The sequence below is a fragment of the Aliarcobacter trophiarum LMG 25534 genome (assembly GCF_003355515.1).
GTDB classification, from domain to species: domain Bacteria; phylum Campylobacterota; class Campylobacteria; order Campylobacterales; family Arcobacteraceae; genus Aliarcobacter; species Aliarcobacter trophiarum.
The window spans coordinates 932,212-946,265 of record NZ_CP031367.1 but is presented as its reverse complement, the minus strand read 5'-3'; the positions used below and the strand labels follow the sequence as shown (position 1 = coordinate 946,265).

Genomic DNA, 14,054 nt, shown 5'->3' with positions numbered 1-14,054 from the left:
TAGGGAGACTTAAAATTATGTCATTTGATATTTCAAAATATAGAGAGATGTTTCTAGAAGAAGCTATAGAGCTTTTTGAGTCTGCTGATAATGTTCTATTGGCAGCTGAGAACAATGGTAGTTTAACTGATGATGAAATGGGACAATTGTTTCGTGATGTTCATACATTAAAAGGTAGTGGAGCTTCTGTTGAGTTAGCTTTCTTTGCTGAATTTACACATGATGTTGAAAATCTAATGGATAAGCTAAGAAGTCACAAAATAGAGTATCAACCAGAGATGGCTGAAACTCTAATTGATGGACTTGATGTTATGAAAGAGATTTTGGAACTAGAGGTATCAAATCAGATAACTAGAGAAAAATTCACGGAGCTTACTTCCTCTTTGTTAGATGAAATTAGAGCATATTCAAATGGTGGAAGTACTACTAAGGTAGAGACAAAACCAAATCCAGTTGTTCAAGCTCCAAAAGCAGTATCTCAAACAACAGATGAAAAAGAACAATTTGGTTTTTTCAATGATGATTTAAATGAGCAAAGAGATAGAAAAGATATGCCTTTTGGTATTTTTGTAGATGACGATATAGACGATAAGAATATTGGATTTTATGATGATGAGCTTGAAAACAGATCAAATAATATGGATGACAATAAGTTTAAAATAGATGAAAATAAAGAGAATTTTGGTTTTTTTGATGGTATGGAAAAAATTTCACCAAATTCAGTTATGATGACAAACGATATTGAAAAAGAGGTATCTAATCAAGCTGATAATCCATCTCAACGAACTAATGAACAAACAACAACTCCTGTAGCTAGAAGAGCTAGAGAAAATAGTGAAGATGGTGAGAAAAAATCTATTTCAAATAATAATAATAGTATTAGAGTAAACCTAGATAAAATTGATTTACTTATGAATAATGTTGGAGATTTAGTTATTACAAATGCTATGCTTACTCAATTCTCATCAACAATTGAGGAGACAAAAATAAGAGGTTCTGTATTAGAAAGATTAGAACTTCTTGAAAGACATATAAGAGATATGCAAGATAGTATTATGAGTATTAGAATGGTTCCTATGGATTCAATTTACTCAAAATTTCCAAAAGTAGTACGTGATATTTCTAAAAAGCTTGGTAAAAAAGTTGAATTCAAGCACTATGGAGATAATGTTGAAATTGATAAAGCGATGATTGAAGGTTTAACAGATCCTTTAATGCATATTATTAGAAACTCTTTAGACCATGGAATTGAGATGCCAGAAGATAGAGTTAACTCTGGGAAAAGTGATACAGGAACTATTAGTATTTCAGCAGAACAAGCAAATGGTCAAATGATAATTACTATAGAGGATGATGGAAAAGGTGTTGATAGTGAAAGAGTCGCACAAAAAGCTTTAGAAAAAGGTCAAATTGATGAAAATCAATTTGCTAGTATGTCACACAACGATAAAGCTCTTCTAATTTTTGGGGCAGGACTTTCAACTGCTGATCAAATCACTGATATCTCTGGACGAGGTGTTGGAATGGATGTTGTTAAAACAAATATTCACAAACTAGGTGGAATAATTAAACTAGATACAGAACTAGGGAAAGGAACAGTTATTACAATTATGTTACCTTTAACTCTTGCAATTCTTGATGGTTTAGATATTAGAGTTGGAGACCAAAAATATATTTTACCACTTAGTTCTATAGTTGAATCACTACAACCAACTGCCGAGATGATTAAAAAAATTGGAGATGGAACTCAGGATCTATTAATGCTAAGAGAAGAGTTTATTCCTGTAGTTAAACTTCATCAATTATTTGGACTTAAAAAGAGTTTTGAGAATCTTGAAGATGGTATGTTAATAGTTGTAAAATCTGGAAATACTAAAGTTGCTCTATCTATTGATGAATTCCTAAACCAACATCAAGTAGTTGTTAAACCTCTTGATAAAAACTTTAGAAGTGTTCAAGGTATTGGAGCAGCAACAGTAAGAGGAGATGGAAGTATTGGACTAATTCTTGATGTTTTAGGAATAATTGATGCTCAAATCAAAATAGAAAAAGATATGAATGCAGTAAAAAGAGCCTCTTAAGAAATAGATATGGCATACACAACACAAGATGTTCATGATAAAATAAAAAAACTTCTTTATTCTCTTACAGGTATTACTCTTACAGAGAATAAAGATATTATGATTTCAAATCGTATAGATAAACTAAAAAGAAATTGTAATAATTATGGTGATATTATGGAACTTTTAGACTCTATTGAAAAAGGCTCTAATGTCACAGAATTTATAAATACATTCACTACAAATAAAACTCATTTTTTTAGAGAAGAGTTTCATTTTGAAGATTTAAGAGATAGAGTTCTTCCTTTTTTTGCTAAAAAACAAGAGAATATATCTATTTGGTGTTCTGCATCTTCAACAGGAGAAGAGCCTTATTCAATAGCCATGACTATATCTGAAGCAAATAAAATGCTTTCATCAAATATTAAAGCAAATATTATAGCTACAGATATTGATACTAATGTTTTACAGTATGGAGCTGACGGGATTTATCGATATTCTAAATCATCAAAAGAGTTTCCAGATTGGATTAGACCTCAAAACTACTTCAAAAGAAGAATACAAAAAAGCTTATCTGGAGAAGAGGTTTTAATAAAGGTAAATGATGATTTAAAAAGAATGATAACTTTTCATATAATGAACCTAAATAATGATAGTTATCCATTTTCAAACAATCAATTTGATGTAATTTTTTGTAGAAATGTTTTGATATATTTTTCAGTAGAAGATCAAAATGATATATTGAAAAAACTATTTAGATATTTAAAAATTGGAGGAACTCTATATTTAGGACACTCTGAAAATCCTCAAGATTTAATACATTATGTAAAAAGAGTAGGGCAAAATATTTTTGTAAAAGAGAACGAGTTATGTTAACTATTGGTAGAAAAGATGGTAAGATTGAGAAACTATCTTTAGCAAAAATAACTCAAAAAACAAAAGGTTTTCCAACACATACTGTTATTGGTGGTGAATTTGCTGTTGCACTAGATGGAGAGGATGTTGCTTTAAAAACACTACTTGGCTCTTGTGTAGCTTTGATGTTTTATGATAGAAAAAGAAAAATAAAAGCTATGAATCACTTTTTATTGCCTGAGACTAGTGATAATTCTAATGATATGAAATATGGGCTATATTCAGTTGAGGCTATGTTAAATGAGATGTATAAACAAGGTTGTTCAAAGTCTGATATAGTAGCAAAAATATCTGGTGGTGCTGATATTATGAATTTAAATTTAAAAAACTCTATTGGTGCTAGAAATGTTGAATTTGCCAAAGAATTTTGTCAAAAAGAGGGGTTTAGAATAATATCAGAGCATGTAAGGGGAGAGCATGGAAGATTAATTCTTCTTGCTGATAACTTTGAGACATTTATTAAAGTAACTCAAAAAAGTGAAACTGATAGTAAAATTCTATCAAATGAGAAATCATTACAAATTGAAATCTCTAAATCTCCAGTTATTAAAGAGTATGCAGGAGCAGTTGAACTATTTGGTACTAATAAGAAAATCGAAGAGACAATGGAAATAGAACTTTTTTAAAAATTATTTAGGATAAATTATGTATACGGTATTGGTTATTGATGATTCTGCTTCTATGAGAAGAATATTAAAAGATATGATAGGCTCTATAGATGAGTTTGAAGTTGTTGCAGTTGCAAATGATGCCTATGAAGCTAGAGAAAAAATCAAAGAGTATGAACCTGATCTTGTAACAATTGATATAAATATGCCAAAAATGGATGGAGTTACTTTTTTACGAAATTTAATGAGACTTCATCCTATGCCAGCTGTTGTAATATCTGGAGAGAGCGTAAGAGGAAGTGATATTTTTGATGATGGTGCTGTTGGATTTATTCCAAAGCCTGATAATGGTGAAACTATGCAATCTTTTGAAGCGAGGATAAAAGATACTCTTTTAAGTCTTACTTTTTTACTAAAAAGATATACACTAAAAAAGCCTGCTTCACAAAAAAAAGATTATAGACCTACAGTTTCTCCTGATTATAAAGTTCATCCAGATGAAGTAATTCCACTTAAACCAGCTAGTTTTGGAGGACAAAAACTAATAGCTATTGGCTCATCAACAGGTGGAGTTGAGAGTTTACTTAAAGTATTTAGCAAATTACCAAATAATTTACCACCAATTGTTATGACACAACATATTCCATATGGGTTTTCAAGCTCTTTTGCTCAAAGATTAAATGATTACTCAGAAGTAAATGTTTGTGAAGCAGTTGATGGTCAAATCTTAGAGTTTGGTCATGCCTATTTAGCACCTGGAAATATGCATTTAACTATAGAAAAAGTAGGAAATGTATTAAAAACAAAACTCCTAGATGCAAAAAAAGTAAGCCAACATAAACCAAGTGTTGATGTACTTTTTAGATCTGTAAATAATAGTGTAGGGGGTTCTGCTATGGCTGTTATGATGACAGGAATGGGAGATGATGGAACTATTGCTATGAAAGAACTATTTGATAATGGAGCATACACAATAGCTCAAAATGAAGCTAGTTGTGTAGTTTTTGGAATGCCTATGAAAGCGATACAAGCAGGTGCAGTAAAAGAGATAGTTCATCTAGATGAAATTTCTGATTATATAATAGCTTTTTCAAGAGGAAAAGTTAGATAGTTAAAAATAGCTATTTGATAAACAATTAGCTACATTTTTTTATAAATAGAAAAAATATATTAGTTTAGTATTGAAAACTATAATTTTCAAATTAAAATTAATATATCTTTTGATATACTCTTTTATAAATTAATAGCAATATTTAGAGGTTTTTATGAGATATGATTTAGACTTTAAAGATAGTTTTAAAGATAGTATGCTTTTTTGGATAGAGAGATTTATAAGGTATAAACTAACAAGTTTATCAAATAGACAAGTATCTAATAAAGATAAACTAGCCTTTATTATTCAAAGCCTAGTAAAAGGTACAAAAAATATAAAAGAGCTTGAAGTTTTAGTAAAGGATGCTAGGAATATAGGCTTAAGCGGAATAAATACATATTTTAATCCCCTTTTAAAGCTATACAACTATACAACCAACTTAGGGCTTGCTTCTTTAAAAGAGATTGATGAAGAGTTATTGAGTGATTTTTTAGCTAGCCAAACTAGTTCTCTATCAGATGCAACTAAAAAAAATCATCGTATAGCCCTACTATCCCTATTCTCATATATAGATAAACAAAATGAAAATATAGATGGAAGCTCATACTTATTTAAAATTGAATTAAAGAACTGGGGTGGATTAAGTGGAAAAAGTGGTACAAAACTACCCTCTTTTATGAATAAAGATGAGATTAATAGATTTCTAAGTGCTATTGATAATTTTGAATTTTCTGAGAATACAGCTTATAGAAATAGACTTATAATAAAAATTATCATTTATACAGGAATAAGAGTTGGCGAAATGTTAAATCTAAAACTAAAAGATATTTTTCCTGAAAAAGATATATATATGCTTCAAATAAGGGGAAAAGGAAATAAACCAAGAGTTGTAATGATAAAAAAACATATTATTGATAATGAGCTACAAAATTGGCTAGATCAAAGGGTTTGTAACAGTGATATTTTAGTTTGTAATCAAAAGGGAGATAGATTAACACAAGCATATGTTAGCCGTATTGTTGAAAATATTTTAATGAGTGTTGGTATTAGAAAAGAAAAAAATGGAGCACATATGCTAAGACACTCATTTGCAACCCTACTTTACTCAAAGCATCATGATTTAATTTTAGTTCAAGAGGCTTTGGGACATGCAGATATAAATACAAGCAGAATTTATACTCACTTTGATAAAGAGAGATTGAGAAAAACTACAGATATTTTTTAACTCAATCTTTTTTTATCAATAATTAGATAAAATAATAACTTTATTATAAAATTAACATATTTTTGGAGATTAAATTTGATTGAAATTGATTATTATGAACTTTTAGAGGTTGAAAAAACATCAGATAAAGCAACTATAAAAAAAGCATATAGAAAATTAGCTATGAAGTATCATCCTGACAAAAATCCAAATGATAAAGAGGCTGAAGAGAAGTTTAAAACTATAAGTGAAGCTTATGAGGTTTTAAGTAATGATGAAAAAAGAGCTTTATATGATAGATATGGGAAAGCTGGTTTAGAAGGAAATGGTGGACGAAGCTCTGGTTTTGGTGGTTTTGATGATTTAGGTTCTATTTTTGAAGAGATGTTCGGTTTCTCAAGAAATCATAGCAAAAAAGAGAGAAAATCTTATAACTATAGTCTAGATACTGCTATTGAAGTAAAGTTAGAATTTAATGAAGCAGTATTTGGTTGTAAAAAAGAGATAAATTACAAATATAAAACAGCTTGTAAGCCTTGTAACGGAACTGGTGCAAAAGATAGTAAATTTGAAAATTGTAAAACTTGTGCAGGTGTTGGACAAGTTCACACAAGACAAGGTTTTATGACATATGCTCAAACTTGTCCAACTTGTAGTGGGAGTGGTCAATCAAAAGCAAATCCTTGTAAATCTTGCTCTGGAGAAGGTTATGAAGAGATAAAAGGAAACTTTACTGTTGATATTCCAGAAGGTGTAAATGATGGAATGAGAATAAGAGTTTCAAATAGAGGGAATATAGCACCAAATGGGCAAAGAGGAGATTTATATCTTCAAACGAAAGTAAAAGAGGATAGTCATTTTATAAGACATGATGATGATATATATTTTGAAGCCCCTATTTTCTTTACTCAAGTAGCATTGGGAGCAAAAATAAAAGTTCCTAGCCTAAAAGGTGAATTAGAACTAGAAATACCAAAAAATGCAAAAGATAAACAACAATTTACATTTAGAAATGAGGGTGTAAAAAGTGTTCAAGGATATGGTAAAGGGGACTTGATTGTTCAAATCAAGATAGAATATCCAAAAACTTTAACAGAAGAACAAAAAGAGCTTTTAGAAAAGCTTCAAGAGAGCTTTGGGGTAGAGAGCACTCCTTCTGAAGTAAAATTTGAAGGAATGTTTGATAAAGTTAAAAAATGGTTCTCTTAAAAATTTAAATATACTCAAGGAGTTAATATGAAGTTTGAATATATTGGGTTTAGACCTATAATAAGTCAACATGGAATTACTTTTAAGCAAGGGAAAGATGATAAATTTATCTATTTCCCTTATGCATATGGAATTTTAAATGCTTTAAATCATGACTACACAGCAAACAATAGTAGATTTTCAGATAATATAAAAATAGAAGATACAAATATTGATAAGCTATATAAAATTGTTGAAAAATATTTTCCAAACATTGATAAAGCTATAGAAGATAAATTAAAAATTTACAATAAACATTTAGAAGAAGAGAAAGAAAATATAAAATTAAGACCTCACTTAAATGATATAGAAAAAAATACATATCTTTCAAATCTTGATTTAATGAGAAATTATAGAGTAAATAGAGCAAAAAATAAGATTTTCTACTATTTTGTAATAGCAACTATTGCAGAAGTTATAAAAGAGAAAAGAATTAAAGAGATAGATATTCCGTATAATAATAAATTTTGGCATGTATTAAATACTCTTCAAGGAGTTTTAAGTTCTGAAAAAATATCTAGCAACATTAAAGTGACATATATAGATACACAATTAGAACTTAAATTCACTACATCTTTAGTTTAAAACAGCATTTATAGTATCAAGATTTTTCTTATCTAAATCTTGATACTTATCCATTATCTTGTTATATAAAAAATAGTTAGAACCAAATTTGTCTATCTTTGTTAAAATAAAAAAATAAAAAAGGTTGCCATACTTGAAAATAAAATTGCTAAAAGTATCGATATTTTCGTAGAATTAGCTTCTATAAAAGCAACTTTATTTGATAATTTATTTGTTAAATAAATAGCAGGAGATAGAGAAAATGCAATTAATGCTAAAATAAAAACAAGATATACAATAAAATCTATCATAAAAAATCCTTTAAAACCGTAGGTATTAAAAATATAACAAAATTAAAAATAAATTCAGTTAATTTATATCAAGTCAAACACAGTCATCTTTTTTTGATAAAATTTTCAACTCATCACAAGAGAACCCTGCTTCTTTTCTAGCTTCAAAGTTTAAATCCATTTTCCTTTTTGTACTACCTGGAAAAACTTTTTCTATAGCCTCAAAATAAGTAGTTTCAGGATCACACCCTACTCTTTCGCACTCATATTTAAACCAAGAATCTCCTTTTTTCACATGATCAACCTCTTCTTTTAGTATAATTTTTAAAGCTTCAATTAGTTTTACATTAAATGCATCTCTATTTGAGTTTAGTTTCTCCATAATCTTTGGATTTTGGTCTAATCCATTTGCCTCTAAATATCTAGGAACACATGCCATTCTACTTAATAAATCAGGAGTTTGTTGCATAGCTTCAAAAAGATTCTTATGTACTTCAAACTCCCCATAAAATCCACCTAACTCTTTTAATAACTCTTCTAGCATTAAAAAATGTCTAATCTCATCACTAGCAACCTCTAGCCAATCTTTATAAAATGAAAAAGGCATATTTTGGTATCTTAAAGCAGCATCTAAAGCTAAATCAACAGCGCTATATTCAATGTGTAGAATTGTATGTATTAAATATTTTTTTCCATCATCTGTTTTGAAGTTCTTTATTGGTGGAAGTTCTGTTGGCTTTATAATAGTTAAAAAATCGCAATAAGATGGATTTTTTAACTCCAAAGCTCTATAATCATGGTTAAATTCTAGCTTATCTTCCAAAAAAAGTTTATAAAAATTATTAAACTTAAGAAATTTCTCTTTTGGTAGTTTTGTAAGCAAAATATCTTCTAAAATTATGTAATAATCCATATAAATTAACCTTTTTTTAGATATAATCAAAGAATTTTAACAAATTAAGGTTTAAAATGGAGATTAAAGTTCACCCTATGGGTGATTATGCTACAAATTGTTATATTGTTACTATAGATAATAAAGATTTTATAATTGATCCAGGAGTAAATGCAACTCCTTGGATTAAGCAAAATGTTACAAATCCTGTTGCAATTTTAAACACTCATGGTCATTTTGACCATATCTGGTCAAATCAAGAGATTAAAGAGCTTTTTAATATTAAGCTTTATACACCAAAAGATGATGAGTTTATGCTAACTTTAAACCCATATAATCTAGGAATGCCTCATTCAAAAGCAGATATCTTAGTAAATCCTGATGAAGAGCTTGAAATTGAAGGGATAAAAATAAAATTTCATCATTTCCCTGGTCATACTCCAGGATGTAGTATGATTGAGATAGAGAAAACTCTTTTCAGTGGAGACTTTATTTTTAAAGGTACTATTGGTAGATTTGATTTCCCAAACTCAAGTTCTGTAGAGATGAAAAAGAGTTTAAATAAAATTTTAGAATGGAAAGACAATTACAATATCTATCCAGGACATGGTGATAAAACAACTCTTCTAAATGAAATTGATAATATTACTCTATGGGAAAAACATATTAGATGAGTAACTTTTATGAAACCATCACAGAGTTATCTCTCAAACTATCTACAAGTGAAAAAACAGAAATTTTTGATGATATTTTTGAATTTTTAGAACTAAATTTTAATGTAGCTTTTCTAAAAGTGTTTCTTAGGAAAAATGGAATTTCTAGTAGTGTTTTTGATAATTCTAATGAAGCGAATTCTCAGTTTTTTTATACATATAAAACAAAACTTACAAATAGCCTTGAGCTTACTTTTGGTCTTATTTTTGAAAATCAAAAAAAGCTTGATAGTTTTAAAAAAGATACTACAAATATAAATATCGCATTAGATATTTTATCTATGAATATCTATACAAAACACCTAGAAAATACTATATCAGATATTTTGATTATTGATTTATTAACAGGGTGCTACAATAGAACATATTTAAACCACTATATAAGGTCAATTTTTAGTCTAGCCTCAAGAGAGGGTAAAAAAATAGCATTTTTAAAAGTTGGAGTAGATCACTTTAAGGCAGTATTAGATGAGTTTAACTATGAAATTGGTGATAGAGTAATAAAAAGATTAGCAACTGTTTTACAAAATGGAGTTAGAGATTCTGATTTAGTAATAAGAGTTTCAAATGATGCTTTTTTGGTTTTACTTCAAAATATACAAGAAGAGGAGAATGCCATTCTTGTAGCAAACAAATTAATAGATAACTTTAAAAAAGAGAAAATAGTTGTAAATCATGATACAAACCAGATTTTAATGAAAACAATTTGTGTTGGAATAACATTTTATCCAAAAGATGGAACCAATTTAGATACTATTATCAAAAAATCTGATATTGCAATTAGAGAAGCTAAAAATAGAGGAAGAAGTATGGCATTTGTGTTTAGTGAAGATGAGACGTCTAAGATTGAGCTTTTTTAGGTAATTTATGAGAAATAGTATTATAGAATTAATAAAACAATCAGCATTTGATAGTGAAGCACTCAAAACACTAGAGAGTATATTTAAACTATATGAGCAACTTCAATACTCATCAAACTTAAACCAAATAGCAAATGATATTTTTTTATGGCTAGAAGAAGAGTTTCATATAAAAAATATGGTCTTTTCTCTATTTGATATAAATAAAAACAATAAAAGTAATATTTTATCAAAGGGAGATACATTTTATTTAGATGATGATTTATCTCAATTTTTTATTATAAATACACATACAAATCTAAATGCAACAATCTCTTTTTGTGCTTCATCGCAAGAACATTCTTTATTTTTGGAAGATAAATACAACTCTATAGAGGCTACATTTTTTATAATTTCAACAATTGTTCAAAATGCAATTTTAAAGAAAAACTTTATAGATTCAGCCTCTCTTGATTCAGTTACAAATGTATTTTCAAGCCACTATTTTATTGAAAACTTATCTTCATATCTTAAGCTATCAAATAACAAACAGAGTGAGATTTTCCTACTTATGATAGGAATAGATAGATTTAAAGCTGTTGTTGATGAGTTTAATTATGAGATTGCTGATAAAGTTTTAATTGAATTAGCAAGAGTTATTCACTCAAATATAAATGAGTTTGATATAGTAGGAAGACTTGAAACTGATACTTTTTTGGTATCTATTTTAAGTAATGATGATGAAAACCAAGCTTGTGAAGTTGCAAAAAGGATTATCAGTGATTTTGCTAAAACTAGAGTAATTGTAAATGAAGAGACTAGACAAACTCTACAAAAAACAGTTAGTATTGGCTTTGAAAAATTTATACCAAACTCAAATATCTCTCTTGATGATGCTATAAAAAACTCTGATATAGCACTTGTTGAAGCAAAAAACAAAGGTAGAGGAGAGTTTATGAAATTCTCAAATATAGATAAATCTGATAATTTCAAACTCTTTTAAATCTATTAGTTTATAAAACCTTTTTAGCTTTTATATAGACTCTTTTTGGAGCTGGGTAACCTTCAACTGTTTTGTTAATATCATTTGGATCTAAAAACTCTTCCAAACTCTCATCAAAACTCCATGAAGTAGCTCTTTGTTCCTCTTTTGTAGTTATAACAGTAGCAAGTACCTCTATATTCTCAAATCCAGCACGGATAAGCCAATTCTTAAGTGCAGGAATCGTAGGAATAAAGTATATATTTGGAATTTTTGAATATCTTTGGTTTGGAGTTAAGCAAATCTCATCTTCTCCATCTATCATAAAAGTATCAATTATAATCTCACCTTTACTATTTAATCCTCTATTTAATGCCTTTAAAGTCCCAACAGGGTCAGCTCTATGGTATAAAACTCCTAGCATAAAAATAAAATCAAATTTATGATTATAAAATTCAAGATGCTCAACTCCTAACATCTCATAAATAATCTCTGACTTTACAAAGTGATTTATAAACTCAAATTGATGAAGAGTTAGTGGAGAAGGGTCAAAACCAACTACTCTTTTTGGATTATCTTCTAACATTCTAAACATATAGTATCCATTATTACAACCAATATCTGCAACAATTTTATCTTTTAGATTGAAATGTGGTCTTAGAAGATTATATTTAAGATTACTTTGCCATTCACTATCTATTTCAAGGTCAAATATTTTAAATGGTCCTTTTCTCCATGGAATTAAAGACTTTGCAGTTTTTAAAATAGTCTCATACTCAGTATCATTTATATCAGCCCTATTTCCAATACCAAACCAGTCGCCATAATCAACTTTTAGATTAGTTTTTTCAATTTTTTGTGTATTTTGTAACTCCTTATACCAAGGCTCTACATTTTTCCAAGTTCTACACTCTTCTTTTTTCTTTTTTAATTTTTCAATATTCATGAGTGGAATTATAGATATTTAAACTTAAAATTTAAACAATAATCAAAAAACTTCAACTCTATCTCTTCCTTCCTTTTTAGCTCTATATAGTGCTGTATCTGCATTTGAGATTATATCATCATAGCTTGAATCCTTTAAACCACATGAAGCAACACCAACACTAATAGTTACATTATTTGTGTAAGTACTAAATTTATGAAATTTAATAACTCTATTTAGTTTTAATGCCAACTCTTTTGCACTCTCTTTTAAAGTTTCTGGGCAAACTACTAAAAACTCCTCACCACCCCATCTTCCTAATGTATCCACATCTCTTATATTTTTGTTTAAGATAGTTGCAACTTCTTTTAAAACATCATCTCCTACTTGATGACCAAAATTATCATTTATCTTTTTAAAAAAGTCTATATCTATAATAATTACAGAAAAAATATTCTCATATCTTAAAGATAGACTCATATTCTCTTGCAAAACCTTATCTAGTTTTACTCTATTATAAAGTCCTGTTAATTTATCTGTTATTGATATTTTAAAAAGTTCTTCATTTTTTAAATTTAACTCTTTTGTTCTTTGCTCAACCTTTTCTTCTAGAGATTGCTGATACTCATAAATAGATTTTGACATATCTAAAAACGAGTTTGATAAAATTGAGACTTCTAAAATAGAGCTATCAACTTTTAAAATATTTCCATATTTTCTATCTTTTATCTTTTTACTTTCTTGAACCAGTTTAAAAATAGGAGCTACAATAATTTTTGAAAAATATACTATTAAAAGTATCATAATAAGACAAATAATCACTAAACTCAATATTATCTGAAAAGTTTGAGAAAAATATGGGGCAATTATCTTCTTATAGTCTGCAAAAAATATAATATACTCATCTATATTTGGATTATGGAGTTTAGCAATTTGTACAATATATTTTTTGCCTTTTATATCTATAACATTTGCATTCTCAAACTCTTTTAACTCCTTATTTTCTTCAAAAAAATCCAAGAGCAAATTATTATCTTTTGTGATAGCAAATATTGTACTTCTATCTTCTTTAAATAAAAACATATCAATATTTTCTTGATTTAGATTATTCTTAAATATATTTTTAAAATCTTCAATCAAAAAATCCACAGACACAACATTTTTACTACCATTTAACTCTTTTGAAAATGTAAGTCCATATGAATTAATGTGTGAAAATTTATAAGGTGGTGTTTTTATAGATTTATTTTCACTAGATATTGCCATTTCATACCATGGTCTTTTTGTTGGATCATAACTATTCTCTTCGACTATTTTTGAAGTTTCATTTAAATTTTCATCATATAGTATTACCTCTTTTTTATCTATATTTTGTCCATCTATTTTTATCAAAAGCCATTTATCAAGCTCACTTGCATTATAGTCTTCTTTTAATTTTTCATCGATATCTAGATTAATAACTTCATAAAAACTCCCATCTTCATAGCCTGTATGTATAGCAGAAAAATTTTTTTGCCTACTTAATATTTGTGTATATATTTCAAAATTCTTATCTTGGTCTGCTTTATCTTTTTGGTTTATAATACTTAATATTTCAATAGTACTATAGTTTAAATTATCACTATTTCTAACTAACTCATCCATTCTGTTCGATAGATTTTTTAATTTTTCATTTATATCTTTTTTTGATTGATTATGATCAGTGTATAAAAGTTGGGCAC

The 14,054-nt window shown here is 28.0% G+C and carries 14 protein-coding genes; 10 read left to right on the top strand and 4 right to left on the bottom strand.

What is annotated here, in order from left to right:
* Positions 1-17: 17 nt before the first annotated feature.
* From ATR_RS04860 to ATR_RS04830, 7 genes are all read left to right on the top strand, one after another.
* Complete coding sequence (locus ATR_RS04860) at positions 18-2,081, top strand: chemotaxis protein CheA (protein ID WP_115428354.1); 2,064 nt, start codon at positions 18-20, stop codon at positions 2,079-2,081.
* Between the two features lie 9 nt (positions 2,082-2,090).
* On the top strand, positions 2,091-2,936 hold the full coding sequence (locus ATR_RS04855) for a CheR family methyltransferase (protein ID WP_115428353.1): 846 nt from the start codon (positions 2,091-2,093) through the stop codon (positions 2,934-2,936).
* Positions 2,930-3,601, top strand: coding sequence for a chemotaxis protein CheD (locus ATR_RS04850; protein WP_115428352.1), 672 nt, complete (start codon positions 2,930-2,932; stop codon positions 3,599-3,601). The genes ATR_RS04855 and ATR_RS04850 overlap by 7 nt, the downstream gene beginning before the upstream one ends.
* A gap of 19 nt (positions 3,602-3,620) precedes the next feature.
* Positions 3,621-4,694: a protein-glutamate methylesterase/protein-glutamine glutaminase gene (locus ATR_RS04845; protein ID WP_115428351.1), complete on the top strand. Its 1,074-nt coding sequence runs from the start codon at positions 3,621-3,623 to the stop codon at positions 4,692-4,694.
* Between the two features lie 154 nt (positions 4,695-4,848).
* Positions 4,849-5,901, top strand: coding sequence for a tyrosine-type recombinase/integrase (locus tag ATR_RS04840; RefSeq protein ID WP_115428350.1), 1,053 nt, complete (start codon positions 4,849-4,851; stop codon positions 5,899-5,901).
* Between the two features lie 75 nt (positions 5,902-5,976).
* Positions 5,977-7,089: a molecular chaperone DnaJ gene (gene dnaJ, locus ATR_RS04835; protein ID WP_115428349.1), complete on the top strand. Its 1,113-nt coding sequence runs from the start codon at positions 5,977-5,979 to the stop codon at positions 7,087-7,089.
* A 27-nt stretch (positions 7,090-7,116) separates the two neighbouring features.
* A complete protein-coding gene (locus ATR_RS04830; protein ID WP_115428348.1) occupies positions 7,117-7,713 on the top strand; it encodes a hypothetical protein in 597 nt (198 codons plus the stop codon).
* A gap of 101 nt (positions 7,714-7,814) precedes the next feature.
* Here ATR_RS04830 and ATR_RS04825 read toward each other — a convergent pair whose 3' ends face one another.
* Positions 7,815-8,003 carry a hypothetical protein gene (locus ATR_RS04825; RefSeq protein WP_115428347.1) on the bottom strand — a complete coding sequence of 63 codons (189 nt, stop codon included), beginning with the start codon at positions 8,001-8,003 and terminating at the stop codon, positions 7,815-7,817.
* A gap of 73 nt (positions 8,004-8,076) precedes the next feature.
* Positions 8,077-8,895: a ferritin-like domain-containing protein gene (locus ATR_RS04820; protein ID WP_115428346.1), complete on the bottom strand. Its 819-nt coding sequence runs from the start codon at positions 8,893-8,895 to the stop codon at positions 8,077-8,079.
* 56 nt (positions 8,896-8,951) lie between these two features.
* Between ATR_RS04820 and ATR_RS04815 the strand changes: the two genes are divergently transcribed.
* The 3 genes from ATR_RS04815 to ATR_RS04805 are packed head-to-tail and all read left to right on the top strand — an operon-like array spanning position 8,952 to position 11,429.
* Complete coding sequence (locus ATR_RS04815) at positions 8,952-9,548, top strand: MBL fold metallo-hydrolase (protein ID WP_115428345.1); 597 nt, start codon at positions 8,952-8,954, stop codon at positions 9,546-9,548.
* Positions 9,545-10,447 carry a GGDEF domain-containing protein gene (locus tag ATR_RS04810; RefSeq protein ID WP_115428344.1) on the top strand — a complete coding sequence of 301 codons (903 nt, stop codon included), beginning with the start codon at positions 9,545-9,547 and terminating at the stop codon, positions 10,445-10,447. Before ATR_RS04815 ends, ATR_RS04810 begins: the two co-directional genes overlap by 4 nt.
* Before the next feature lie 7 nt (positions 10,448-10,454).
* Positions 10,455-11,429 carry a GGDEF domain-containing protein gene (locus ATR_RS04805; RefSeq protein ID WP_115428343.1) on the top strand — a complete coding sequence of 325 codons (975 nt, stop codon included), beginning with the start codon at positions 10,455-10,457 and terminating at the stop codon, positions 11,427-11,429.
* 10 nt (positions 11,430-11,439) lie between these two features.
* Here ATR_RS04805 and cmoB read toward each other — a convergent pair whose 3' ends face one another.
* Complete coding sequence (gene cmoB / locus ATR_RS04800; protein WP_115428342.1) at positions 11,440-12,354, bottom strand: tRNA 5-methoxyuridine(34)/uridine 5-oxyacetic acid(34) synthase CmoB; 915 nt, start codon at positions 12,352-12,354, stop codon at positions 11,440-11,442.
* A 42-nt stretch (positions 12,355-12,396) separates the two neighbouring features.
* Entirely contained in the window at positions 12,397-13,977 is a 1,581-nt protein-coding gene (locus ATR_RS04795) for a GGDEF domain-containing protein (RefSeq protein WP_170126880.1), read from the bottom strand.
* Positions 13,978-14,054: the final 77 nt, after the last annotated feature.